Origin of the sequence: Streptomyces sp. YIM 130001 (assembly GCF_003574445.1) — a bacterium.
In the GTDB taxonomy this organism is placed as follows: domain Bacteria; phylum Actinomycetota; class Actinomycetes; order Streptomycetales; family Streptomycetaceae; genus Streptomyces.
On record NZ_KZ984555.1, the window covers coordinates 340,128 to 363,976 of the forward strand.

Annotated in this window: 18 protein-coding genes; 6 read left to right on the forward strand and 12 right to left on the reverse strand. The window is 72.9% G+C overall.

All coding sequences use genetic code 11. The annotated features are described in order from the left end of the window. Window positions 1–75: 75 nt before the first annotated feature. On the forward strand, window positions 76–726 hold the full coding sequence (locus DSC45_RS17065; protein ID WP_119291738.1) for a TetR/AcrR family transcriptional regulator: 651 nt from the start codon (window positions 76–78) through the stop codon (window positions 724–726). A 23-nt stretch (window positions 727–749) separates the two neighbouring features. Here the strand turns inward: DSC45_RS17065 and DSC45_RS17070 are convergent, their stop codons facing one another. From DSC45_RS17070 to DSC45_RS17095, 6 genes are all read right to left on the reverse strand, one after another. Then, window positions 750–1,901, reverse strand: a complete 1,152-nt coding sequence (locus DSC45_RS17070) for a methyltransferase (protein ID WP_119291740.1) — start codon at window positions 1,899–1,901, stop codon at window positions 750–752. A 111-nt stretch (window positions 1,902–2,012) separates the two neighbouring features. Next, a complete protein-coding gene (locus DSC45_RS17075; protein WP_119291742.1) occupies window positions 2,013–2,312 on the reverse strand; it encodes a hypothetical protein in 300 nt (99 codons plus the stop codon). Next, entirely contained in the window at window positions 2,312–4,972 is a 2,661-nt protein-coding gene (locus DSC45_RS17080; protein ID WP_119291744.1) for an Hsp70 family protein, read from the reverse strand. Before DSC45_RS17080 ends, DSC45_RS17075 begins: the two co-directional genes overlap by 1 nt. A gap of 159 nt (window positions 4,973–5,131) precedes the next feature. Beyond that, window positions 5,132–5,857 (reverse strand): hypothetical protein, encoded by a 726-nt coding sequence (locus DSC45_RS17085; RefSeq protein ID WP_119291746.1) that lies wholly within the window; start codon window positions 5,855–5,857, stop codon window positions 5,132–5,134. Further along, on the reverse strand, window positions 5,854–6,390 hold the full coding sequence (locus tag DSC45_RS17090; RefSeq protein ID WP_119291748.1) for a hypothetical protein: 537 nt from the start codon (window positions 6,388–6,390) through the stop codon (window positions 5,854–5,856). The genes DSC45_RS17085 and DSC45_RS17090 overlap by 4 nt, the downstream gene beginning before the upstream one ends. 128 nt (window positions 6,391–6,518) lie before the next feature. Then, entirely contained in the window at window positions 6,519–9,218 is a 2,700-nt protein-coding gene (locus DSC45_RS17095; RefSeq protein WP_119291750.1) for a hypothetical protein, read from the reverse strand. Window positions 9,219–9,387: 169 nt separating this feature from the next. Here DSC45_RS17095 and DSC45_RS17100 point away from each other — a divergent pair, with 169 nt between their 5' ends. Both DSC45_RS17100 and DSC45_RS17105 read left to right on the forward strand, forming a co-directional pair. Continuing rightward, on the forward strand, window positions 9,388–10,038 hold the full coding sequence (locus DSC45_RS17100) for a phosphotransferase (RefSeq protein WP_119291751.1): 651 nt from the start codon (window positions 9,388–9,390) through the stop codon (window positions 10,036–10,038). A gap of 316 nt (window positions 10,039–10,354) precedes the next feature. Then, window positions 10,355–11,122 carry a M23 family metallopeptidase gene (locus DSC45_RS17105; protein WP_119291889.1) on the forward strand — a complete coding sequence of 256 codons (768 nt, stop codon included), beginning with the start codon at window positions 10,355–10,357 and terminating at the stop codon, window positions 11,120–11,122. 45 nt (window positions 11,123–11,167) lie between these two features. Here the strand turns inward: DSC45_RS17105 and DSC45_RS17110 are convergent, their stop codons facing one another. Further along, on the reverse strand, window positions 11,168–11,782 hold the full coding sequence (locus tag DSC45_RS17110) for a TetR/AcrR family transcriptional regulator (protein WP_119291753.1): 615 nt from the start codon (window positions 11,780–11,782) through the stop codon (window positions 11,168–11,170). Window positions 11,783–11,936: 154 nt separating this feature from the next. Between DSC45_RS17110 and DSC45_RS17115 the strand changes: the two genes are divergently transcribed. Beyond that, window positions 11,937–14,399 (forward strand): beta-glucosidase, encoded by a 2,463-nt coding sequence (locus DSC45_RS17115; protein WP_119291754.1) that lies wholly within the window; start codon window positions 11,937–11,939, stop codon window positions 14,397–14,399. 34 nt (window positions 14,400–14,433) lie between these two features. On the opposite strand, the gene DSC45_RS17120 is transcribed toward DSC45_RS17115, so the two are convergent. Then, complete coding sequence (locus tag DSC45_RS17120; RefSeq protein WP_119291891.1) at window positions 14,434–15,126, reverse strand: response regulator; 693 nt, start codon at window positions 15,124–15,126, stop codon at window positions 14,434–14,436. A gap of 74 nt (window positions 15,127–15,200) precedes the next feature. Continuing rightward, window positions 15,201–16,397 (reverse strand): sensor histidine kinase, encoded by a 1,197-nt coding sequence (locus DSC45_RS17125; protein WP_119291756.1) that lies wholly within the window; start codon window positions 16,395–16,397, stop codon window positions 15,201–15,203. A 232-nt stretch (window positions 16,398–16,629) separates the two neighbouring features. Between DSC45_RS17125 and DSC45_RS17130 the strand changes: the two genes are divergently transcribed. Together DSC45_RS17130 and DSC45_RS17135 are read left to right on the forward strand one after the other, a co-directional pair. Continuing rightward, window positions 16,630–19,227, forward strand: coding sequence for an FtsX-like permease family protein (locus tag DSC45_RS17130; RefSeq protein ID WP_119291757.1), 2,598 nt, complete (start codon window positions 16,630–16,632; stop codon window positions 19,225–19,227). 351 nt (window positions 19,228–19,578) lie between these two features. Further along, complete coding sequence (locus DSC45_RS17135) at window positions 19,579–20,367, forward strand: D-Ala-D-Ala carboxypeptidase family metallohydrolase (RefSeq protein ID WP_119291759.1); 789 nt, start codon at window positions 19,579–19,581, stop codon at window positions 20,365–20,367. A 163-nt stretch (window positions 20,368–20,530) separates the two neighbouring features. Here the strand turns inward: DSC45_RS17135 and DSC45_RS17140 are convergent, their stop codons facing one another. Genes DSC45_RS17140 through DSC45_RS17150 form a run of 3 tightly spaced genes read right to left on the reverse strand, consistent with a single transcriptional unit; the run spans window position 20,531 to window position 23,777 of the window. Beyond that, window positions 20,531–21,388 (reverse strand): carbohydrate ABC transporter permease, encoded by an 858-nt coding sequence (locus DSC45_RS17140; protein WP_162929250.1) that lies wholly within the window; start codon window positions 21,386–21,388, stop codon window positions 20,531–20,533. Continuing rightward, on the reverse strand, window positions 21,385–22,464 hold the full coding sequence (locus DSC45_RS17145) for a carbohydrate ABC transporter permease (RefSeq protein ID WP_119291761.1): 1,080 nt from the start codon (window positions 22,462–22,464) through the stop codon (window positions 21,385–21,387). Before DSC45_RS17145 ends, DSC45_RS17140 begins: the two co-directional genes overlap by 4 nt. Beyond that, window positions 22,461–23,777: an ABC transporter substrate-binding protein gene (locus DSC45_RS17150; RefSeq protein WP_119291763.1), complete on the reverse strand. Its 1,317-nt coding sequence runs from the start codon at window positions 23,775–23,777 to the stop codon at window positions 22,461–22,463. Before DSC45_RS17150 ends, DSC45_RS17145 begins: the two co-directional genes overlap by 4 nt. Between the last annotated feature and the right edge of the window lie 72 nt (window positions 23,778–23,849).

The window sequence follows — 23,849 nt, forward strand, 5'->3', positions numbered from 1 at the left end:
TATGCACGCACCGCGTGCAACACCAAGTGCATAAGTTAGGCTGAGGCCGTCCGCAGACCCGGTGAGAGGGACGAAATGGCAGGCCGAAGGCGCTGGTCGACCGAAGAGATCCTGGACGCGGCAGCCGAGCTGCTGCGCACGGGCGACGCCGATTCGTTCAGCGTGCGCAGACTCGCCGCGACGCTCGGCACCGACTCCTCCAGCCTCTACCGCCACTTCCGCAGCAAGACCGAACTCCTGCGCGCGGTCGCCGACCGGATCCTGCTCGCCGCCGTCGACGGCTACCGACCGGAGGGCGACTGGAAGCAGCGCATCACCGGCCTCGCCCTGCGCGTACGGGACGCCTTCGGCCGGCATCCCCAACTCGCCACCGTCTGGGGGCGCTACGCCTCCGGCGGCACCGGCTCCCGCCTGGTCATGGAAGAGGTGCTGCAGGCCCTGCGCACGTCCGGCCTGCCCGACGAGAAGATCCCGGCGCACTACCACCGCATCGTGGTGCTGCTCACCGCACTGATCACCTCCGAGGCCGGGATCAGCACCATCACCCCCGAGGAGTACGACCAGGGCATGGAACTCTTCCGCGTCGCGGTCCTCGGCGCCGACCCCGACCAATTCCCCGCCCTGGCCCACTTCGCCCGCGACCTCCGCCCCCTCGGAGCCGACCGCGAAACGGACTTCCACGCAATCCTCGCGGCCCAACTCGCCCAGATCGAGGCCACGATCTGAATCAGCGACCCCCTACATCACTGTCACCCGCTCGCCACCAAGCGCCACAGCGATGTCGTCTCCGCGCTTCTGGCTGCGTGGAGAGGGTCGGTGGGGTCGGTGGCGCGGGGGTGGCGGGGTCGGGTGTCGAGCTTGTCCTCGATCTGGAGGTGGGCCGCCGCGATGGCTTCGAGCAGGTGGGCGCGTGTTCTGAGGCCGAGGTGCTCTGCCAGGTCGGACAGGACGAGCCAGCCCTCGCCGCCCGGCCGGAGGTGGGCCGACAGTTCGGCGAGGAAGCCGTGGAGCATGGAGTTGTCCGCGTCGTAGACGCCCTGCTCGACGGAGGTGGCCGGACGGCCGGGCAGCCAGGGCGGGTTGCACACGACGAGGTCGGCGCGGCCCTCGGGGAACAGGCAGGGGCCCGTGACGTCGATGCGGTCGGTCAGTGCCAGCCGGTGGATGTTCTCCCTGGCGCAGGTCAGGGCGCGCGGGCTGATGTCCGTGGCCACGACACGGTCCACGCCCCGCTCGGCGAGGACAGCGGCGAGGACCCCGGTGCCCGTACCGAGGTCGAAGGCCGTGCTTCCGGTCGGGCTGTCGCGGATCGTGGCCGGCAGGGGTGCCTGGGCGACCAGGTCGACGTACTCGCCACGGACGGGTGCGAACACTCCGTAGTGGGGGTGGATGTGTGCGCCGAGCGCGGGTACGTCGACGCCTTTCGTGCGCCACTGGTGGGCGCCGATGACTCCCTGCAGCTCGCGGAGGGAGACCACCGTGGGACCCTGCGCCGGGCCGTAGGCCTCGAGGCAGGCCTGGCGGACGTCGGGGGCCCGGCGCAGCCCCAGCACGTAGTCCTCGTCGAGCAGCACCAGAAGCTTGCCGAGCACGCGGACGCGGTGGCTCACGGCACGTCGGTGCAGGTGGAAGGCCTCGCTCGGGGAGGCGTCGCTCGGCAAGGTGCCGGAACGGGACCGTTTGCGGTCGATGCGGCGGCTCATCGCCTGGAGCAGTTGCCGGGCGTTGTGGAAGTCGCCCTGCCAGAGCAGGGCCGTCCCTTCGCAGGCCTGACGGTAGGCGTGGTCGGCCTTCGTCCGGTCGTCGGCGACGACGACGCGCTTCGGCGGGGCCGCGCCGCTCTCGGACTGCCAATGGGCGGAACGGCGGGTGGGGCCTTCGTCCCAGTGGATCGCGGACACGACTTGCTCCTCGTGATCGAACCTGCTGGGGCACGAAGAGCGCTTCGACGAGAAGCGGGCTCGGCTCGTCCGGGGCCCCGACACCTGTCCGGAGGTTCGCACACGCATCGGTCAGCGGCCAAAACCCGGGCGCCGTCGAGAACCGCTCCGACGAGGGGCGGAGCGGTTGTGGTGGCGGACCTTGGCCAGCAGGGACCGGGCCTCCGTGTCGGTGGGGTTCAGGAGGAGGGTGACCGCGAGGTGTTCGCGGGCGGTCCCCCAGTCACGGATACGGGCCGCCCGTACCGCCTGGTTGAAGTGCCGGTCCGCGAGGGTGCGCAGGTCCCGGAGTGCGCCGAGGTCGCCCCGGCAGGCGTAGCAGCGGGCGGGCAGTCCCGGCAGGGCGCTGCGGCAGTGGGGGCAGCTCAGCATCAGTTGCCCTGCCCCGGCGGAGTGGTGCGCGGCAGGACGACCTGGACGCCCTCCGCCTGCCGCAGGCCGCGCAACCAGTGGCCGATCTGGGCGTGCAGGGGCTCGATCCGTTCCTTGTAGATGCCGATCAGGCGGCGGCGGGTGTCCGTGTCGTCCTCGCGGGCGGCCTGCTGCACCACGTCGCCGACCGCATCGCCGATGCGGTCCGTGAAGGCGTCCGCCTCGGCGCGGTGACGCCGGCCGGAGTCCTCGTCGGCCTCCTGCACCGACCGGCGCAACTGCTCGAGTTCCGCGAGCAGCGAGCCGGCGATCTCGTCCGCCGTGAAGCTGTCGGCGCTTCGGGCCGACTCGGGTCCGCCGAGGTCCGTGCGGGCTCCGTGGCGCAGGCTGTCGAGACGGGTGCAGGCCTGGTGCCAGGCGTAGCGGTTCCGGTCGGCGCGGGCGGTACGGGCCGCGGCCTCCAGGTCGACGAGTTCCGAGCGGTGGCTCTCGGCGCGGGCGGGGTCGGTGCGGGCGAGTTCGGCGACCAGGGTCCTGGCCTCGGCAAGTGCGGTCTCGAAGTCGGCCGGTGAGGGGTCGAGGGACCGGTCCCACATCTGCTGCTGCGCCAGGCCCTGCAGCAGGGTCTCGGTCTCCATGATCTTGTAGTGGGTCTTCGCTCGGTCCTGGCCCTCGGTGAGGAGCGCGTCGGTCTCGCCGAGCAGGCGGTTGAGGGCGGTCACGCCGTCGGCGGACCGGCGGCCGGACTCGGGTCCGGCATCCGCCGCTGGGCTGTCGTTCGGTGTCCCCGGGCCGGGACCGTCGTGCAGTTCCGCCCATGCCTGTTTGGCGTCCCGGTGCGCGCGGCGCAGGTCGTCCCAGGCCGGGATGCGACGCAACGGGATGTCGATGACGGCGGTCGCGGCCGCGCCGATCGCCGGGATCGCCACCTCGGCCTCGATCGTCCAGCCCGCCTCGAACGTCACCGACACCTCCACATCGGTGCCCACCGGCAGGCTGCGCGGTACGTCGGCGATCTCCACGGATCCGATGTGCATCAGCCCTTCGTAGAGCCGGATGGAGAGGTACGAGCCCTGGGTGGCGGTCTGCAGGCGGAAGCCGGTGCGATGCGGCAGGCGTACGCCCGAGTCGACGATGCGGTGCAGTCCCTCGGCCAGTTCGACGGAGAAGTCGTGCGCGAGGACGTCGCCGGTGACCGGCGCGGAGGCGGTGGCCGCGGTCACCGTCACGCGGCGCGCCTCGATCGCGCGGCCGTCCCGCATCAGCCGTACGGTGAAGCCGTTCTCGGCGCCGGGCGTCAGCGGCACGTCCGGGAAGAGGAACGAACCGTTCGGCCCCGCCGTCTCCTCCACCCGGTGCACGCCGTCGTCCGAGACGAGCAGTACGGCCGCTCCGGCGGGGTCGGGGAGCAGCTCCCCGGGCAGGACGCGTCCCGAGATGTCGGCGATCTCGCCGTCGGCCTCCGGCCGGTCGAGTTCGAGGTAGGTGCCGCGTTCGGTGGCCTCGGCGGCCTTCAGCGCCGCGCCAGCCGCGATGGCGAGGTCCGGGTGGAGCAACACCGGCTCGCGGCCGAAGCGTTCACGCAGCAGTGTGGCGGCGAGGGGGATCCGGGAGGAGCCGCCGACCATGACGATCTCGTCCACGTCGGCGGGTGTGAGGCCGGCCTGCCGCAGGGTGCGCTCGCAGTGGTCGGCAGCCGCCTGCAGATGCGGCCGTACGACGGACTCGAACTCGCCGCGCTGCATGGGCAGATGGAGGTTCATCGGGATGCCGTTGCGGTCCTCGCAGTACTGGCTGACGATCTCGGTGACCGGCATCCGTGACAGCTCCTGCTTGCAGCCCTCGGCGAGGAAGAGGAGTGAGGCGTAACTGCGGGCGTCGGCGGGCGAGTCGGGGTCGTAGGCGAGGTCGTAGGCGGGCAGCCGGTCGTTCATCCAGGAGACGACCGCTCGGTCGAAGTCGTAGCCGCCGAGGTAGCGGTCGCCGCCGAACGCGCGGTGCTCGAAGCCCTCGTCCGGGTCCCGGGTGACCACCGAGGTGTCGAAGGTGCCGCCGCCCAGGTCGTAGACGAGGAGGGTGCGGGGGCCGTCGTGCGCGGCGTCCGCTCCGGACGCGGCACCGGACGCCTGGTCTCCGCCGTGGGCGAGGGCGGCCGCGACAGGTTCGATGAGGGTTTCGACGACCTCGAGGCCGGCCGCGTCGCCGGCTCTGGTGGTGTCGTTCTTCGAGCGGGTCTCGAAGAACGCGGGGACGGTGACCACGGCCCGTTCGACGGGGACGCCGAGCACGTCCTCGGCGATCGCGCGCAGGTGCCGGAGCACCGCGGTGGAAGCCTCGACCGGCGTCAACTCGGCGTGCCCCGCGGTGAATCGCTGGTCCGTGCCCATGCTCCGCTTGAAGAACATCGCGGGCGGCGCGCCCTGCATCCGCGCCCGGTGCTTGGCGAGCAGTCCGACCTGTACGTCACCGTCCGGGCCGACCCATACGGCGGACGGCACGGTCGGCGATCCGTCCGGAGGTACGACGACCAGTGCGTCGCCGACCGGGCGCAGTCTTCCTTCCGCGATCAGGCGCTCCTTGTCGGGCACGGCGGCCTGGGCGGGGACGGCCACGCAGCTGTTGGTGGTACCCAGGTCGATCCCGACGACGAGGCTGCTCATCGGTCGGTCTCCTTTCGACGGGGTCTGGCGGGGGCGCCTTGGGGGTGTGTGCCGGTGCCGGGGGCTTTCGGACGTGTCGGGTCGTCGACGGGGGTGCGTCCGGGGCGTCGGATTCTTCTACGTGTGCGTCCGAGCGTCGGATTCTTCTCCGTGCACGTCTCAGGTGTCCTCAATCGCCGGACGGGCTTTGGGATCCGGGCGGGCCTCGACTTCCGAGCGCGGCGGCTCGGCAGGCGGGTGCGGGGGCTCGGGGGACGCGCGCGGGACGTCGGGAGGGGAATGCGGGAGGTCCGGAGACGCGTGCGGGGGTTCGGGGGCCGGGTCGTGGGGTCGGGCTTCGAGGAGGACCTGGGCCCGGTGTACTCGGGTGCCGTCGTGGAGGAGTACTCCCGGTCGTACGGTGCGGCTCACGATGAGGTCGGTGGTGTCGGAGGCGGGTGGGGCGTAGCCCACGTCGACCCGCCTGGCCACGTCGGCGTAAGGACTGCCCCGCGGGTCGTCCACCTGGACACCGGCCTGCGCGAGCGCCGCCGCGAAACGGCGGGTCACGGCCCGCAGGGGTACGGAACCGGCCTCCGGCGTGCCGTCCGCGGCGAGGCAGCCGCGCAGTTCGTGGAGGGCGGCGGCCACATCCGCGGCGAGCCGCGCGTACCGCTCGCGCTCCGCGCCTGACCGTGCCCTGGCCTGCTCGCGTGCCGCCTCGCGTTCCCGCCCCGCGGCGGCCAGGAGCTGGTGTACGAGGCGCTGGGGCAGCGGCGGTTCGTCCTGCGGCAGGGGGCGCTCCCGTTCGGTGATGCGCGGCGGCCGGGGCGGGACGAGGCGGGTGCGTACGCGCAGCGGGCGCGAGCGTGCCCGCGCCGGGCCGCCGTCACGAGGTGAACTCATCGGCTCTCACCGGTCCTTCGCGCGGCCGGAGCCGGTCGGACCGGGAGCCAGCCGAGCAGGGCCTCGGGGCGGGCGAGTACGCATGCCTCGGCGGCGGGGGCGGTCGAAGCGCCCCCGCCCGGTTCCGTCGCGCGCCCCGTGCCGGGAACCTCGGCACCGTCCGCGCCGGCTTCCGCGGTACGACCGATGTGCTCGAACTCTGCGGTGAGTTCCGTGAGTCGGTGGGCAAGATCGGCCTCGCGTGACGCGGCCGGCGGGCGGTGGGTGCGGAGTTCGGCGAGGAGGCGGCCCGTGGGGGTGATGAGTTCCTGCTCGGCCGTGTTCACCTCCACCGCCTCGACCGGGCGGCCGAACAAGGGGAAGCGGTCGCCGCCGCGTTCGGCTCGCAGACGTCTGCGCCGGGCGGCGGAACGTACGGCAGAGCGCCCAGGCGTGCCCGCGGCGAGGCCCAGGATCTGCAACGGCGTGCGGAGGTACGGGTTGTGGCCGTCCTGCCACTGCCAGGGATTGTCGTGCTCGTCGGGCGACAGCATGTCCTCCACTCCTCGGTACTCGGAACCCGGGGGCTGCGGGGTCGGTCTGGTGCTTGCGGGTGCGGGTTCACGTTCGGGTGCGGGTGCGGGTTCACGTTCAGGTGCGGGTGCGGGTTCCGGCGTGGGGGTCAACTCTCCCCGTGGGGAGTCCATTCCGGTGGTACCGGCTGCGGCATCGGCAGTGAGCGGGTGACGAAGCGGGCCCACAGAACGCCTCCGAGCCGGGCCACTTCGGCACGGTTCCCCCGGTCCTCCTCCGACCGGCCCGACCAGGCAGGCCCGTTCACCGCATCGGGGCCGAGAGGCGTGCCCGGCGGCCCCGGCCCACCCTGTACAGCATCGCGGGCCTGCACCAACAAGCGCCAGGCCGACGCGAGTTCGTCCTCCACCCGCCGGACCAGGGCGAGTTCGTCCTCCACCCGTCGGCCCGGCGAACCGGCAGCACCAGGCGTCCGCCGGTCCAGGTCGAGCAGTGCGGCGACAAGCGCGCAGCACGCCGTGACGTCCGGCGTGCCTGCCTCCTGGGCCCGTCGGATGCGGTCGCGCACCTCCGTATCCGGCAGTCCCAGGGCCGCCGCCGCGCGTGCGGACCGGGCCAGTACGCCCGTCGACAGGTCGTCGAGAATCCCGTACTTGGGAGTCCTGCGCAGCGCGGGGTCGAGGGCGTTCGCGCGGTCGGCGGCTTCGACGGCGCGATCGGCGACCTCGAGCCGGTGCGGGGCACGGGCGTAACGCGCCTGCAGTTCCATGGCCCGCCAGAACTCGAACCGGGCCAGCTCCGCAAGGAGTTCGCGGCCGTGCCGGCCCGGTTGCGGACCGAGCCGCTGCGCGAGATCACCCATCCGGGACACCAGCGACGACAGAACATCGCCGGGCCCTCGGGCGAACCACTCCTGCTCGGTCCGGTGCCGCAGCACGATCAGTCGGGCGCGCAGGAGTTCGGGGTTCGCGGGGTCCGCGTCCAGCGGGGGCGCCAGTGCCGCGGAGGCGGTGTCGTATTCGTGGCGCAGCACCGCCTCCTCGGCGGCACGCACGGCATCGGCGGCGAATGCCCGTCGTACGGCGTCGACTTCGGGCTCGGGGAACCCCGAGGTGACGACGAGTGCCAGATGGTCGCGGGCGCGGCGCGGATCTCTCGCCTGCGCCCGCACGGCGAGCGTGAGATGCGGGGCGAGGAGGTCCCGGGGCAGTCGGTTGCGTACGGCGTCGACGGTGTCCCGCGCCACCGGGGAGCCGGCCGCCCGCTCCAGTACGCGGTGCAACTCGGTCCAGAACGCGTCGTCCCGGTACACCTCCGCCCAGTGCCGCAGCGCCGCACGCCACTCGTCGAGCGCCTCGTCGCCTGCCCGGTCGCCGGCCTCCAGTTCGTAGGCGCGGGCGTGATGCGCGACCGCCAGGTGATGGTGGTGCCCGCCCGGAGCCCCTGCCCACAGCCGCACAGCTTCGGCGCTCCAGGGGCGCGTCTCGCCTGCCTGCTCGAGGTGGCCGTACGCCTCGCCCGCGAGCTGCTCCGCCAGGTGCGCCCGCAACCGCACGGCGAAGCGCTCGAGCTGCTCCACCTCGGACGGCTCGGAAGCCCCCGAAGGCCGGGAAGGGGCGGACGACCCGGATGCCCCGGATGCCTCGGATGCCCCGGACGGCCCGGGCGCCCCGTCATCCGCTGCCGGGTCCTCGGCACCGGCGGCTGCCGCGGGACCAGTCCACGCCGCCGCCCCGTCATCACCCCGCAGCCGCGCGAACACCGCCTCCGCCTCCTCGATCAGACCCCCGGCCCGCGCAGTGTCCCCCTCGGAAGCGGCGCCCAGAGCGGCCTTCAGGTGTCCGCGCGCCACGGCGGTCCACAGCCCGTGGACACCGGCGGGCCCCGGCCAGTCCTGCCAGTCCGCGTGCTCCCCCGCCGCCATCAGCTCCCCGAACAACCCGGGGTCGGTACGAGCAGCCGCCCCGAGCAGCGGACGCACCCCGACCGGCGAGTAGTCGGGCCACCGCTGCCCGTACCGCCGCAGAAGTTCCCGGGCCCCCTCGACGGCCCAGGTGTCGGCCCCCGGGTGGCCGGGATCGACGGCGGCCGCGACCAGGCGGACGGCCTTGCCGACGCCGCTGTCCCCGAGCTCGGGGTCGTCCCGGACCACACGCAGCGCCTGCGCCACGGCCTCCCGGTCGCCGTGGGCCAACCCCTCCACCGCCCGCCGGGCGACGAGCAGTGCACCGCCCCTGCGCTCCCCCAACTGCCGTGCCGCACCCGCGAACACGTCGTCCAGAGCCGCCCGGTCCGGCGACGGCGCATAGCCGCCCGTACGGGCGGACCGCGACGGTCCGGCGGGGGCATCACCCGCCTCCCGGCGCCCCCCAGGGGCCACTACCCGGGACACGGAACCCCGGCGCGAGACTCCACCGCGGGGCGCAGGCACCGCCTCGACCCCGCCCGTCACACCCGTCGCACCCGTCCCACCCGTCGAGCTCGTCGCACGCGTCGCCGCCGGGTGGTCCTCCAGTCCGTGCGTCCCGAGCATGGGCCGCAGCACGACGAGCAGCTCCTCGTGCCCCTGCCGATCCTCCGCCGACGCCCCCGGCACGACCTCCAGAAGCCGGCGGCAGAACTCCCCACTCACCTGGGTGGAGAGCAAGTCCCTCAGTACTGCCGCGAGTTGGCCGTAGAGACCGGAGCCGAGGGCCGAGTGCAGTCGCTCCCAGCAGACAGGGAAACCGTCGGTGTCCGGGTCACGAGCCCAACCGCGCAGCGCTCGCCGCAACTTGAGCCGATCGGGCGGCCGCCCCTCCCAGCCGGGCGCGGAATCGTCCAGTAGCCGCGCCGCATCCTGCGTCATCCGCCGAACCCCCCGTCAGGACATGAGCCCCACCCCGCGTACGCCTCAGCATGCCAGCGCCGGCACCGCTACGTTGCCCCGATGCGGGGCGATCCACCCACTACCCGCACTGCGGCAGGCCGTGGTCCATGCTCGAGGGTGGGAAACGGCAGCCACCGGGGAGTGAGCGTTGGAGCTGATCGGGCAGGGGCGCGAAGCCGATGTGTACGCCCTGGACGCGCACCGCGTCCTGCGCCGCTACCGGGACGGGCGCTCGGCAGCCGGCGAGGGGCAGCTGCTTCGGCGGCTGGCCGGGCAGGGCTGTCCGGTGCCGCTGGTGCACGAGGTGGACGGCGCCGACCTGGTCATGGAGCGGCTGTACGGGCCGACCATGAGCGAGGCGCTGCACAGCAGACCGTGGAGAGCTCTGACGTACGGCGCGATGCTGGGCCGCCTGCACAGGGACCTGCACGCACTCACCGATCCGGGCGGACTCCGCCGGCTCGAGGGGAGCGGCGGCGGCGAGCGGGTACTGCACCTCGATCTGCACCCGGAGAACGTCATCCTCACGGAAGCCGGCCCCAGGATCGTCGACTGGACCAACTGCCGCCTCGGCCGCCCCGAGGTCGACGTGGCCATGACCGTCGTCATCCTGCGCGGCCTGGTGCTGCCGCCGCACGAGCGGCTGATGATCCGCGCGCTGCTGCGCGCCATGGCCGGCACCTGTGGCGTCGACCCGCGGACCGGCCTGGCCGCCGCCTCGGAGCGCCGGCTCGAGGACCCCAACCTCACGGCGGCCGAGACCGCCCGCGTCCGCGCACTGCGCCGCCGCCACGCCTGAGACCGCCGGCACCGGACGCCAGGTGCGATCCCACCACCCGACACGAACCCCCGAAGGCACCGCACCGCACAGCACTCGCCCGTACAGGCCCCGCTGACGCCGGATCGGCTCAAACCGGCGCCGATATCCCGCTGCGGCTCCTCCTGTTCGAGTGGCCACGGCCCGGGCAGCCCTCCCACCTGCTGATGCGTGCGCCGTTCGACCGCCGTTCGGGCAGAAATACGGGTCCCCAACCGGCCCCGTACGGCCCCGGAACACCCTCCGATCGGCCCATCCGGGCATGCAATCGGCCGCCGACGCGGGTGTCCTGACGGACATGAACTCATCCACGGAAGACTCGGCGGAGCGTCAGTCGGTCCGCCCGGCACACCACCCGGACGTACACCCGCAGGAGCCGGTCACCACCCGGCGCGGCGCTCTCGGCGTGACCGCGGCACTGGTCGGCGGGGCCCTGTCCATAGCCGCGGCGCCCAGCGCCGTCGCCGCCACCCGAAGCACCCGGGCGCAGGCACCCGGCCACGCCCACACCCACATCCACACCGAGTCCGGCGCAGCCGCCGAGTCCGGCGAACCGTGCTTCGTCGGCTACGACGAGGACTTCGAGGACGCGCTGGAGGCGGCCGACTCCCGGCTGCCGGACGACGGAGCGAACGCGCAGCGTGCCGGTCTGCCCGGTGTGTTCGCGAAGCCGTTGCGGCGCCAGTACCGCGTCTCCGCGCGCTACGGCATCAAGGGCAACTGGGTCGCGGGCCACCACACGGGCATCGACCTGGCCGTCCCCACCGGCACCCCGGTCTACGCGGCGGGCGGCGGCACCGTGGTCCTCGCCGGATGGTCCGGCGACTACGGCAACGCGGTCACCGTCCGCATGGCGGGCGGGCACTACGCGGTCTACGGCCACCTCAGCCGCGTCCGCACCCGCTACGGCGCGACGATCAAGGCCGGTGCGCGTATCGCGGACAGCGGCAGCACCGGTCGGGCCACGGGCCCGCATCTGCACCTGGAGATCCGTTCGCAGCGCGGCTACGGATCCGATGTGGACCCGGTCGCCTATCTCGCCCGCCGCGGCGTACGCCTCCTCTGAAGCGCCGGACCTGGACGTGCCGAAGGGCCACCACGGACCGCCGCGTTACGCGTCCCCACCCCCGGGGGCCCCGCTCTGCGCAGGCCCGCTGTCCGGCGCCCCGCCTTCCAGCAGGCCGAGGAAGTCGCGGAAAGCCTTCGGCATGTCCACGGTGTCCGGGTCGAGCAGCCACTGGTACTGCAGTCCGTCCATCACCGCCACCATGAGCGGCGCCGCCCGTTCGGGAGTCAGCCCGCCGGGCAGCCGGTCGCCGTACTCGGCGCGCAGCACCCGGGCCATGGAGGCCCGCACGCCGTCGTAGCGGTGGGTGAAGAAGTCGCGGGCCGGGTGGCCCTCGGTCACCGATTCGCCGAGCAGGGCCGAGAAGGTCTGCACGATGCCGGGGCGCATGGCGTTGTACTCCACCAGGGAGCCGAGCAGGTCGAGGCGCCATTCGCTGCTGGGGACGGCGTCCCACTGGTCGCGTTCCTCGAGGACGGCGACGAGCAGCGCCTCCTTGGTGGGGAAGTGGTGCAGCAGCCCCTGCTGGGTGAGGCCGACCCGTTCGGCGACGGCCGCCAGGCTGGCGCCGCGGTAGCCGCGTTCGGCGATGACTTCGAGGGCGGCGCGCAGGATGCCGGCGCGGCGTTCCTCGCTCCTGGCGGTTCTGCTGCCGCTCATGCGGTCACCGTACGGCTGCTCATCCCGTCACCGTACGACAGGCCGAGGACGCCTCGAGGGCTCGAATATAACGCCAATATAACGAAACCTACCGATCGCCAGGTAACGGGTGCAGGATGGAGGCACTCAGACCCCGTATCAGGAGGTGCCGGCAATGGCGTACCAGGCGGACGGCGACAGCAGGAGCGGGAACGCGGCCGCGGACGCGGCCCGTGAGGCGGCGGTCGAGGCGGCGCTCGGCAAGCTCGACCTCGACACCAAGGCCCGGCTGCTCGGCGGTCAGGACATGTGGTCACTGCCGGCGATCCCGGAGATCGGCCTGGAGTCCCTGGTGATGTCCGACGGCCCGATCGGCGTGCGCGGAGTGCGCTGGACCGCAGCCGACCCGTCGATCGCCCTGCCCTCACCGACCGCGATCGCCGCCACCTGGGACCAGGACCTGGCCCGCCGGGCCGGCACACTGCTCGCCCAGGAGGCCCGCCGCAAGGGTGTGCATGTACTGCTCGCGCCGACCGTGAACCTGCACCGCTCACCGCTCGGTGGCCGGCATTTCGAGGCGTACAGCGAAGACCCGTACCTGACCGGGGTCGTCGGCAGCGGCTATGTGCAGGGCGTCCAGTCCGGCGGAGTCGGCACCACGGTCAAGCACTTCGTGGCCAACGACGCCGAGACCGACCGCTTCACGGTGGACAACCTGCTCTCCGAACGGGCCCTGCGCGAGCTGTACTTGGCACCCTTCGAGGCCATCGTGGCGAACGCCCACCCGTGGGGCATCATGACCGCCTACAACCAGGTCAACGGCACCACGATGACCGAGCACCGCTACCTGGTGAACGAGGTCCTGCGCGGCGAGTGGGGCTTCGACGGATTCAACGTCTCCGACTGGATGGCCGCCCGCTCGACGGTCGGCAGTATCAAGGGCGGCCTGGACGCGGCCATGCCCGGTCCCAGGACGGTCTACGGCGAACCGCTCGCCGCAGCCGTCCGGGCCGGCGAGGTCGAGGAGTCCGAGGTGGACACGGCGGTGCGCAACGTCCTGCGGCTGGCCGCCCGGGTCGGCATCCTGGCGGGCGCCGAGCCGGTCGTCACCGAACTGCCCGCGGCGGTCGACGGCGAGGCGCTGGCCCGCGAGATCGCCCGCCGCTCCTTCGTCCTCGTACACAACTCCGGTGCTCTTCCGTTGAGTTCGGGTGCCCGGATCGCGCTGATCGGGGCCGCGGCGCGGGACGCCCGCGTGCTCGGCGGCGGCTCCGCCACCGTCTTCCCCGACCACGTCGTCTCCCCGCTCGACGGACTGACCGCCGCGCTGCCCGAGGGCTCCCTGACGTACGCCGTCGGCGCCGACCCGAGTGATGAACTCGCCGCCGCCGACAAGGGGTTCGAGCTGCACGCGGTCTGCCGCGACCTCGAGGGCAACGTCCTCGGCGAAGGCCCGCTGCCGAGCGGCCACGTCCAGTGGATGGGCGACGACCTGCCCGCCGGGGTGACCCACGAGACGCTGCACAGCGTCGAGATCAAGGGCACGTTCACGCCGCGCGACAGCGGCGAGCACAGCTTCGGCACCCGCGGCCTCGGCGCGTTCACCCTGAGCGTCGACGGCCGGGTGCTCTACGACGGTGTGCAGTCGATGGGCTCCGAGTCCGATCCGTTCGAGGCGTTCTTCGGGTCGCCCGCGGAGCGGGGCACGGCCACGCTCACCGCCGGCGAGCCCGTCGAGATCTCACTGATGCACCCGATCGACCGGTCGGTGCCCACGCCGCTGCCCGCCGTGGTGTTCAGCTTCATGCACCTCGGACCGCGGCGCGACCCCGACGAACTGATCGCGGAGGCCGCCGAGGCCGCGCGCACGGCGGAGGTCGCCGTCGTCGTGGTCGCCACCACCGAGCGCGTGGAGTCCGAGGGATTCGACCGCACCGACCTCCGACTCCCGGGCCGCCAGGACGAGTTGGTGCAGGCGGTGGCCGCCGCCAACCCGAACACCGTGGTGGTCGTCAACTCCGGTTCGCCGGTGGAGCTGCCCTGGCGGGACGATGTGGCTGCCGTACTGCTCAGCTGGTTCCCCGGCCAGGAAGGCGGTGACGCGCTCGCCGACGTCCTGCTCGGCGCCGAGGAGCCGGGCGGGCGGCTGCCCACCACCTGGGGTTCGCTCGCGGACGCCCCGGTCACCAAGGTGACCCCCGCCGACGGCCGACTCCCCTACGACGAGGACCTGTTCATCGGCTACCGGGCCTGGGACCGGTCCGGCGCCACGCCCGCGTACCCGTTCGGGCACGGCCTCGGCTACACGGACTGGGCGTACGAGGCGCTCGAAGTGACCGGTACGACGGCCACCGTCCGCGTCCGCAACACCGGCAGCAGGACCGGCCGCGAGGTCGTCCAGCTGTACCTGGCCCCCTCGGAACCCGACGCATCCCGTCCGGCCCGCCGGCTCGCCGCGTTCGCGGGCGTCACGGCCGGTCCGGGTGAGACGGCCGAGGTGGTCGTCGAACTCCCGCGCCGTTCCTTCGAGGTGTGGGACGAGGACGCCAACTCCTGGGCGTACAAGCCGGGTTCGTACGTCCTGACGGCCGGACGCTCGAGCGCCGACGGGCGGCTGACGGAGACGGTCTCCGCCTGAGCGGCTCGGACGGGAGTGTGTGCCGCGCGCCGGTTCAGGGCGCGGCACACACTCCGTTCTCCCACGCCCAGGCGGCGATCTCGACGCGATTGCGGGCGTCCAGTTTGCGCTGCACGTTGCCCAGGTGGGTCTTCACCGTGGAGAGCGTGACGTAGAGGTCGGTGGCGATCTCGTCGTTGGTACGGCCGCGGGCCACCCGGCGTACGACGTCGAGTTCCCGGTCCGTGAGCGGGTCGGCGGGGTGCGGCGGGTTCGGGGCGGGCCGGGCGGGCGCGGCGGCCGGGGCGGGGTGCGCGCCGCCGCCCGTCATGTGCTGCAGCAGGCGGACCGTGACGGACGGGGAGATCAGGGATGCGCCCTGGGACGCCGCACGGACGGCCTCGGCCAGCAGGGCCGGGGAGCCGTCCTTGAGGAGGAATCCGCAGGCGCCGTTGCGCAGTGCGCGGTAGACGTACTCGTCCAGGTCGAAGGTGGTGGCGATCACCACGTGCAGCGGGTCGCGCACCTCGGGCCCGGCCAGTTCCCGGGTGGCCTGCAGACCGTCGAGTCCGGGCATCCGGATATCCAACAGGCAGACGTCCGGGCGGAGTTCACGCGCGAGGGCGACGGCGGTGGTGCCGTCGGCGGCGTCCGCGACGACCTGGATGTCGGGCTGGGAGTCGAGGATCATGCGGTACGCGGACCTGATCATCTCCTGGTCGTCGGCGATGAGCACCCGGATCGTCATGCCGTCCATGGTGGCAGGCCCGGGCGGGGCGGCGGACACCGGCCGCATGCCCGGGGCGCCCTCCCCCGCACCGCTCAAGCGCCGGCCTCCACCCGCGCATCACCCAGGGGCAGTACGGCCGCCACCCGCCAGCCGCCCGCCTCGCCGCGGCCGGCTTCGAGGCTGCCGCCGGCCGCCTCGATCCGTTCGGTGAGGCCGAGCAGTCCGTAGCCGCCGCCCCGGGACGAGCTCTGGCCGGCGCCCCGGCCGTCGTCCGCGACGAAGGCCTCGAGCCGGTCCGGCTGCTCCCGGCTCAGGCGTACGTCGACGACGACCTTGCCCACGGCGACCCCGTGCTTACGGATGTTGGTGAGGGACTCCTGGACGAGGCGGTGCACGCTGGTGGTGATCTGCGGGGCGAGCGCGCGGTCGGCGAGGCGCGGGTCGAGAGTGAGTTCGGCCGTCGGGCCGTGCCGGGAGAAGTCCGCGACCAGCGGGCGCAGCGGCGCGAGCGTGCCGCCCGGCCGGGTCTCGGCGGACCCGGCCGGTTCGCGCAGCACCGAGACCATGCTCCGCATCGAGGTCATCGCCTCCGAACCGGACGCCTCGATGCTGGCCAGCATGGCGTCCAGGTCCGCGGCCGGCGGCGCGTGCCCGCCGGCCGTGGCGAACCGTACGGCCTTGGTCTGCGCGACGATCGCGGTCACGTGGTGCGCCACGAAGTCGTGCAACTCCCTTGCGTACTCGAGCCGTTGCTCCTGCAGGTCGGCGGTGCGCCGCCGGGCCCGCAGGGTGTCCGACTGGCGCAGGTACAGGCCGAGGACGAGCGCCAGGATGTCCCCGAAGAACACCAGCGGTGCGACGAAGGTGGCCACGTCCACCCACTGCGCCGCCTCGGTCCGCAGCAGCAGGAAGCCGGCGGCGAAGCCCGCGGACACCACCAGGGCCGTCGCCCGCAGCAGCGGCAGGTGCCGGGCGCAGCGGGTGACCACGAGGAGCAGCGCGCACGCCTCGGTCAGGCCCGGAGTGGCTTCCGGCCGGTGGGTGAGGTTCATGGTGACGACGGTGAACGCGAGCGAGGCGCCCACCGCGACCGTCGCCGCGACGGGCAGCCGCGCGGGGCGGACCAGGAGCGCCACGACGCAGAGCACTCCCGTGGCCACGGAGGCCACGGTCGTGGGCAGGTAGTGGGTCTGGATTCCCTCGAAGACCAGCAGGGCGAGGACGACGGCTCCCCCGAGTGCGTACAGCGCCTGACGCAGGGTGGGGCGGGCCTGGAACGGACGGCTCATGCCACCTCACGTTACGGGCTGCCCGCGCGGCCCCACCTCGTCCTTTCGGCCGACCGGGACGGCGGCCGGGGCCGTACGGGGTCGGCAGTACGGCTGATCCGCGGGGCCCGCCTGCCGACGGACGATTCCCCTGCCCGCTCTTCGTGAGTCCGCTCTCCGTGAGCCCTCTTCCTGGGGCTCGCCCTGTGCGTGCTCGCTCCGAGAGTCCCCTCTCCGACCCCGGAAGCTGCCGATGCTCCGTACCGCCGTGCGCTCCCTGACCGCCCACCGACTCCGCTTTCTGCTGCCCGCGCTCGCCGTCGTGCTCGGGGTGGCCTGCACCTCCGGCTCGCTGCTCTACACCGATTCCGTCCGTGCGGCGCTCACGCAGGCGCAGCACGGGACCCGGGCCGATGTGGCCGTGGCCGTCCAGCCGGACCCCGGGGCCGCCGAGGATTCCGGGGACGGCGCACCGCCGCCGCTCGACGACCGGCTGCGGGAGCGCGTCGGCTCCGTGGCGGGAGCGGCGGCGGTGCGGGGTACGGCGGAGGGCACCTCGTTCGTCGTCGGTTCCGGCGGTGAGCTGGTGGGAGCGCGCGAGTCGGCGGTCGGCGCCAACTACGCACCGCTGCGGGACGGCCGCGATCCGCGTCATCCGCTGGCCGACGGGCGGGGGCCGCGCAGTGCGGGTGAGGTGGCGTTCGACGAGCACACCGCCGCCCGCACCGGGCAGCGGGTCGGCGACCGGGTGCGGATCGTGGTGGGCGGCCAGGCCCGTACGGCCCGCCTGGTCGGCATCGTGACCGCGCACGACCCGCATCTGGTGTCGGGCGGCACACTGACCCTGTTCGACACCGCCTCCGCGCAGCGGCACTTCGCGCCGGGGCCCGGCATGTACACCGATCTCACCGTGTCGACGCGGGACTCGCTCGCCGCGAGCGGATCGGGCGCGGCACCGGACCCCGCCGCACAGGAGCGGCTCGCCCGGGGTGTGCAGTCGGTGCTCCCCGACGGGCTGCGGGCCGTCACGCGGCAGTCGCTCGACGCGGAGAGCAGCGCGGGTGCGCAAGGGGACCAGGACAAGCTGACCGGCATCCTGCTGAGCTTCGGTGCCGTGGCGCTGCTCGTGGCCACCTTCCTGATCGCCAACACGTTCACGATGCTCAGTGCGGCGCGTGCCCGGGAGCACGCCCTGCTACGGGTGGTGGGCGCGACCCGCGGGTACGTGCTGCGGCTCGTCCTGACCGAGGCCCTGCTGGTCGGGGCGGTCGCCGCCGCGGTCGGTCATCTGCTCGGCTTCGGGGTGGCCGGGCTGCTCGGGCACTTCTTCGGCGCCACGGACGGGCCGGGCGTCCCGCTGCGGTTCACCGCGCCGCTGCCGGCAGCCGCCGCCTTCGCGGTGGGCATCGTCACGACCCTGGTCGCCGCGTACGTGCCGGCCCGGCGCGCGGCAGCCGTGGCGCCGGTCGCGGCCCTGCGCACCGACGAGCCGCCGGAGCCTGCCTCGCTGCGGCGCCGCAACCTCGTGGGCGCCGCGGTCACCGCACTCGGCGCGCTGCTCACCGAGACGGCGTCCGGTTCGGACGACCCGGGGGTGGTGACGGTGGCCGGGGCCGTACTGCTGCTGGGGCTCGTCCTCCTCACCCCGGTGATCACCCTCGGCATGACCCGTCTGATCCGCCGGCCGCTGACCCGCCTCGCGGGCGTGCACGGCACGCTCGCCGTCCTGAACGCGCGCCGCAATCCGCGCCGTACGGCCGCCACCGCGGCCACCTTGATGATCGGTCTCGCGCTGGTCAGTGCGGCGACGGTGGGTGCCGCCTCGCTCGGCCGGGCCGCCGAACGCGAGGCCGGGCAGGCGATGGCGTCGGATCTGCAGGTCAAGCCCGTCGACTACGCCGAGATCGGCGAGGGCACCGCGGAGCGCATCGCGCGCCTGCCGGACACGGAGGCCGTCACCCCGGCCGTCTCCGCACTGGTGAGTCTGCGCGGCGGCGGTCATCTCCAGGCCGTCGGTGTCGATCCCCGGACGGTCCAGCGGACGACCGGCCTCACCGTCCTCGAGGGCTCCCTCGACCGGCTCGACCGCGGGATCGCCGTCACGCGGCAGGAGTTGGCGGCGCACGGCTGGCGGCTGGGGACGCGGGTCGAGGGGGCGGTCGACGGGACCGGTTCGGCGGGCGCCGGGGGCAAGGACGCGAAGTTCGCGCTGCCCGTCGTCGCGGTCTACGACGGGCCGGAGGCGGTCGGGCCCGCCCTGGTGCCGGACGGCGCCCTGCCGCGGGTAGCGGCCGGCCCGGACGGACTGGGTCCGCGTATCGACTCGTTGCTGGTGGCCGCCGCGCCGGGCCGCACCGCGGCGCTCACCGACGACATCCGCCGCACGCTCGACAATCCGGCCCTGCTCGTCCAGGACCGCGCGGAGGCGGGGCGGGAGGCCGCGCGGCCGTTCGAGCCACTGCTCGACATCGTGTACGCGCTGCTGAGCGTCGCCGTCCTGATCGGTTCGCTGGGCGTGGTCAACACCATGGCGATGGCGGTCTTCGAGCGGGTACGTGAGATCGGTCTGCTGCGCGCCATCGGCCTCGAACGCGGCCGGGTCGCCGCGATCCTCCGCCTGGAATCGATGCTGATCTCCGTCCTCGGCGCCGCACTCGGGGTGGTCTCCGGAACCGTGCTCGGGATCGCCGCGGTTGCGGGCCAGGAGGGCGCGCCGGTCGAACTGCCCTGGGAACGGCTGCTGTTGTTCTGCGCGGCGGCGGCCGCGATCGGCGTGCTCGCCGCCGTGCTCCCGGGCCGAACGGCGGCTCGTGTGCCGGTACTTCGGGCTGTGGGGCCGGACGTGGGCTGAGCGGGCCGAACGGGTCGAACGGGCCGAGCAGGTCGAGCAGGTCGAGCGGGTCGAACGGGGCAGTACCGCACCTGGTACCCGGCCGGGGCGGCCCCGCATCCGCAAACGCCACACGTACGACCGCGCACGCCGCCGACCCGCCGGAAGTCCGTCGCGCCCACCCCGGGCCGTCACCGACGCAACTCCTCAACTCGCTCCAGCGAGTACTGAGTTGACGTGCGCGTCATTGACAAACCCCGACCCTCTCGCGAGGCTCCGATGCCTGACCGCGAGGACCGGGCGATGACCGCGCCACGGCCCGCGCACCCGACCGCAGCCCGTCCCCCACACCCGAGCGAAGGTCTCCCCCACATGACTTCACGTACGACCACCAGACGCTCCGCCACCCTCCTGGTGTCCGCCGCGGCCACCTTCGGCCTGGCCTTCGCCGTACCGGCGTCCGCGTCCCCCGAGCAGACCCCCGCCGCCGCTCCCGCGGCCTCGAACTCGGCGGCAGCAGACGGCTGCTACACCTGGAGCGGCGCCCTCCAGGAGGGCTCGTCCGGCGAGGCGGTGCGGCAGCTGCAGATCCGGGTCGCCGGCTATCCGGAGTCCGGCGGCGACATCGCCGTGGACGGCGAGTTCGGCCCGGCCACCAAGGCCGCGGTGCAGCGCTTCCAGTCGGCGTACGGCCTCGGCGCGGACGGCGTCGCGGGCGACTCCACCTTCGCCAAGATCTACGAGCTGCAGGACGACGACTGCTCACCGGTCAACTTCGACTACGGCGAGCTCAACAACTGCAACTCCGACTGGTCGGGCGGCCAGGTCAGCGCGGCCACCGCGAAGTCCAACGCCCTGGTCACCATGTGGAAGCTGCAGGCCATGCGGCACGCCATGGGCGACAAGCCGATCCAGGTCAACGGCGGCTTCCGCAGCAAGGCCTGCAACGACAACGTGGGCGGCGCCCCCAACAGCCGCCACATGTACGGTCACGCCGCCGACCTGGGGGCCGGTTCCCAGGGCTTCTGCGCCCTCGCCCTGCAGGCCCGCAACCACGGCTTCGGCGAGATCCTCGGCCCCGGCTACCCCGGCCACGACGACCACACCCACGTCGCGGGCGGCGGCGGCCAGTCCTGGTCGGCGCCCACCTGCGGGTTGTGATCAACCCCCTCTCGACCCGCGGCGGCACTCGCGAACCCGGCCTCCCCGCCGATCCGTTCACGAGTGCCGCCGCGGCGCTCTCCCGAGCGGGGTACCCCTCCATCACCTCCACCTGAGCCGGTGGCGCACGGCCGGGAGCGCCCGATCGCCGCCCCTCACTGCGTCACTTCACGCTCCCCGCCGTGAGGCCCGAGCGCCAGTAGCGCTGGAGGAAGAGGAAGGCGATGACCAGGGGGAGCAGGGCGAGGAGGGAGCCGATGACCATCAGGGGGTAGTAGTCGGGATTGATGGGTGCGGTGGAGTTCCAGCTGTAGAGGCCGAGGCTGAGGGGGTAGAGGGAGGTGTCGTTGAGCATCACCAACGGCAGGAAGAAGTTGTTCCAGATCGCGGTCAGCTGGAAGAGGAAGATCGTCACGTAGCCGGGGGCGAGCATCCGCAGGCCGACGGAGAAGAAGCTGCGCAGTTCGTTCGCGCCGTCGACGCGGGCGGCCTCCAGGACCTCGTTCGGTACGTAGGACGCGGAGAACATCCGCGCCAGGTACACGCCGAAGGGGTTGAACAGGACCGGGATCAGGACCGCCCACACCGTGTTCGCCAGCCCGATGTCGGAGGCGAGCAGATACAGCGGCAGGGCGAGCACGGTGGCCGGCACCATCACCGAGATCAGGATGAGGGCGAACAGCGCCCGCTTGCCCGCGAATTCGAACTTGTCGAAGACGTACCCGGCGGCGGTGCTGACCAGCGCACCGACCGCGGCGCCGCCGACGGCGTACAGCAGGCTGTTGCCGTACCAGGTGAGGTACGCGCCGTCGTCCTGGGCGAGGAGGGCGCGGATGTTGTCGATGAACGCGAAGTTGGACAGGTCGAAGAAGTCCGAGGCGAAGAGGGCCTCGGCGTCCACGGTGGAGGCGAGCAGCAGCCACAGCAGGGGCAGCAGCGCATACAGCACACTGACGCCGACCACGACGTTCGCCACGACCCGGCCGTACTGGCGCGGTGCTGAGGGGGAGGCGGTACTCACGAGCGGCGGTCCTTCCTCGATGCGGTGTCACGGCGTCCGGCGCGGGCCGTGCCGCGCGTCACGACGTAGGACAGGGCGCAGCACACGATCAGCAGCAGAACCGAGGCGGCGGACGCCAGGCCGTAATTGTTCCGGGTGAAGGCGGCGTCGAAGATGTACATGTTCGGCGTGTAGCGGGGGCCGACGAGCGGGGTCGCACGGCTCAGCAGCATCGGCTCGGTGAACAGCTGGAGCGCGGCGATCGTGGTGAAGATGGCGACGGTGGAGAGCGTGCCGCGGATCATGGGCACCTTGATGGTCAGGGCGGTGCGAACCGGGCCGGCGCCGTCGACCTGGGCCGCTTCGACGAGTTCGCGGGGGATGGCGCGCAGTGCGGCGAAGAAGATGACGGCGGTGTAGCCGAGGCCGCTCCACAGTGCGATGTTGACCAGGGACGGGATCAGCATCTGCAGGCCGAGGAAGTTCACCTCGATATCGCCCTTGCTCAGTACGTCGAGTACGGGCGAGATGCCGGGTGTGTAGAGGTAGAGCCAGATGACGGTGGCGATGATGCCGGGCACGGCGTGCGGCACGAACAGCACGGTCTGGCTCAGCTGACGGGCCCGGATCAGGCCCGAGTCGAAGAGCAGCGCGAGGACCAGCGCGCCGGCCAGCACCAGCGGGATGAACACCAGTGCGTAGACGAGTGTGGTGACGACACCGCTCACGAAGCTGGGGTCGTCGAGCACGGCCAGGTAGTTGCGCAGCCCGACGAAGGTGGTGTGCGCGTTTCCGAAGCCGAGGCCGCTGTGGGACTCGGAGAAGAAGCTCAGCCTGATCGCGTAGAGCACCGGGATGAGGAAGACGGCGAGCAGGAGCACGGTGAAGGGGCCGAGCAGGACTCCGACGGCCTGCCGCTGCGGCCGGCGCGGGCGGTTGGCGCGGGCGCCGGGAGCGCTCGCAGTGCCGGCGGCCCGGGAAGCGGCGGACTTACGTGATGCGTCGGGGGTCCGGGATGCGCGGGCGGTGCGCGACGCGTCGGACGCACTGGATGCGCTGGATGCGCTGGATGCGCTGGATGCGCTGGATGCGCTCATGACTGCCTCACCTTCAGGCCCAGGCTGCGCATGTCGGGCAGAGTCTCGGCCTGAGCCGTGCGCAGCGCTTCGGTGATCTTCGTGCCGTACGAGAGCCGGGCCAGGCCGTTGTGCAGGGACGTGGCGGTGGCTTGCATACGGGGACCCCAGGTCCAGCCGGTGCGCAGCAGTCGGGCCTGCTCCGTCACCAGGTCGTACAGGTCCTGGCCGTCGTAGAAGTCCGTCTTGAACTGCCTTGATGCGGCGTCGACTTGGGCCTCGGCCGCGGGGAAGAGGCTCGAACGGCCGCCGGAGAGACGGGCGGTGATCGCCTCGGGGGACGTGGACATCCAGTCGAGGAAGCGCATGGCGCGCTCCTTGCGCGGGCTGTCGGCGGTGATGGCGTGCAGGGAGACGCCGTCGGTGCCGAGGACCGGCTGGCCGGTGTCCCACTGCGGCAGCGGGGCGACGCGCCAGCGGCCCGAGGTGCCGGGCACCGATGAGGCCAGGGCCGCGAGTCCCCAGGGTCCGACGAGGTGGGCCGCCACCTTGCCGCGGGCCATCGCGGAGAGCCACTCCTGGCTGCTGCCGGGTGCGACGAGCAGCAGGTCCTCGTCGATCAGGCCCTGCCAGTAGTCGGCGACGCGGCGGGTGGGCGAGTCGAGGAAGTCCACGACCCAGCTGTCGTCCTCGATGGCGAACCATTGTCCGCCGCTCTGCATGGTGTGCCCGGCCAGCACGTTGTACGCGTTGGGATGGAAGCTGGTCAGGTGGATGCCGGACTGCCGCTTGAGCTGCCGGGCCGCCTCGCGGAACTCGTCCCAGGTGGTGGGCACTTCGATGCGGTGGGACTCGAGGATGTCGGTGCGGTAGGCGAGCAGCATGGGGCCGAGGTCCAGGGGGATTCCGTAGACCCGGTCGTCCAGTTTGCCGTTCGTCCAGGCCTGCGGGCCGAGTTGGGTGCGCAGGCGCGGGGTGACCAGGTCGGTGAGGTCGGCGCAGACGCCGTCGATGGCGAAGGACGGCAGGTCGGCGTCGACGATGGTGACGATGTCCGGGGCGTTGCCGGCGCGGGCCGCGTTGGAGATCTTGGCGTTGCCGCCGGCGAGGCCCGAGGTCATCGGCGAGTAGGCGATGGGGTCGTCGGGGTGGATGGCGTTCCACTTGGCCACCAGGGTGTCGCTGCCGCGCAGCGCGGACCAGAAGGTCACGGGGCCGTCTGGGTCGTTCCCGCCGGACGACGAGTCGGCGCAGGACGTCACACCGGCGCCGGCGAGGGCGGTCCACAGACCGGCGGCGAGGACGCCGCGCCTGCTCGGTGGGCGGCTAGTCATGACAGCCGCCGGCGGTGCGGGACGGGTGGGCGGAGTACGGGGAGAGCATCGGCAACCTCTTCGGGACTCTCA

Coding starts and splice junctions, on each gene's coding strand:
- DSC45_RS17110 (WP_119291753.1), bottom strand. CDS start 11,782: ATGAGCGGCAGCAGAACCGCCAGGAGCGAGGAACGCCGCGCCGGCATC.
- DSC45_RS17115 (WP_119291754.1), top strand. CDS start 11,937: ATGGCGTACCAGGCGGACGGCGACAGCAGGAGCGGGAACGCGGCCGCG.
- DSC45_RS17145 (WP_119291761.1), bottom strand. CDS start 22,464: ATGAGCGCATCCAGCGCATCCAGCGCATCCAGCGCATCCAGCGCATCC.
- DSC45_RS17135 (WP_119291759.1), top strand. CDS start 19,579: ATGACTTCACGTACGACCACCAGACGCTCCGCCACCCTCCTGGTGTCC.
- DSC45_RS17105 (WP_119291889.1), top strand. CDS start 10,355: ATGAACTCATCCACGGAAGACTCGGCGGAGCGTCAGTCGGTCCGCCCG.
- DSC45_RS17095 (WP_119291750.1), bottom strand. CDS start 9,218: ATGACGCAGGATGCGGCGCGGCTACTGGACGATTCCGCGCCCGGCTGG.
- DSC45_RS17125 (WP_119291756.1), bottom strand. CDS start 16,397: ATGAGCCGTCCGTTCCAGGCCCGCCCCACCCTGCGTCAGGCGCTGTAC.
- DSC45_RS17090 (WP_119291748.1), bottom strand. CDS start 6,390: ATGCTGTCGCCCGACGAGCACGACAATCCCTGGCAGTGGCAGGACGGC.
- DSC45_RS17130 (WP_119291757.1), top strand. CDS start 16,630: ATGCTCCGTACCGCCGTGCGCTCCCTGACCGCCCACCGACTCCGCTTT.
- DSC45_RS17080 (WP_119291744.1), bottom strand. CDS start 4,972: ATGAGCAGCCTCGTCGTCGGGATCGACCTGGGTACCACCAACAGCTGC.
- DSC45_RS17120 (WP_119291891.1), bottom strand. CDS start 15,126: ATGACGATCCGGGTGCTCATCGCCGACGACCAGGAGATGATCAGGTCC.
- DSC45_RS17065 (WP_119291738.1), top strand. CDS start 76: ATGGCAGGCCGAAGGCGCTGGTCGACCGAAGAGATCCTGGACGCGGCA.
- DSC45_RS17075 (WP_119291742.1), bottom strand. CDS start 2,312: ATGCTGAGCTGCCCCCACTGCCGCAGCGCCCTGCCGGGACTGCCCGCC.
- DSC45_RS17150 (WP_119291763.1), bottom strand. CDS start 23,777: ATGACTAGCCGCCCACCGAGCAGGCGCGGCGTCCTCGCCGCCGGTCTG.
- DSC45_RS17085 (WP_119291746.1), bottom strand. CDS start 5,857: ATGAGTTCACCTCGTGACGGCGGCCCGGCGCGGGCACGCTCGCGCCCG.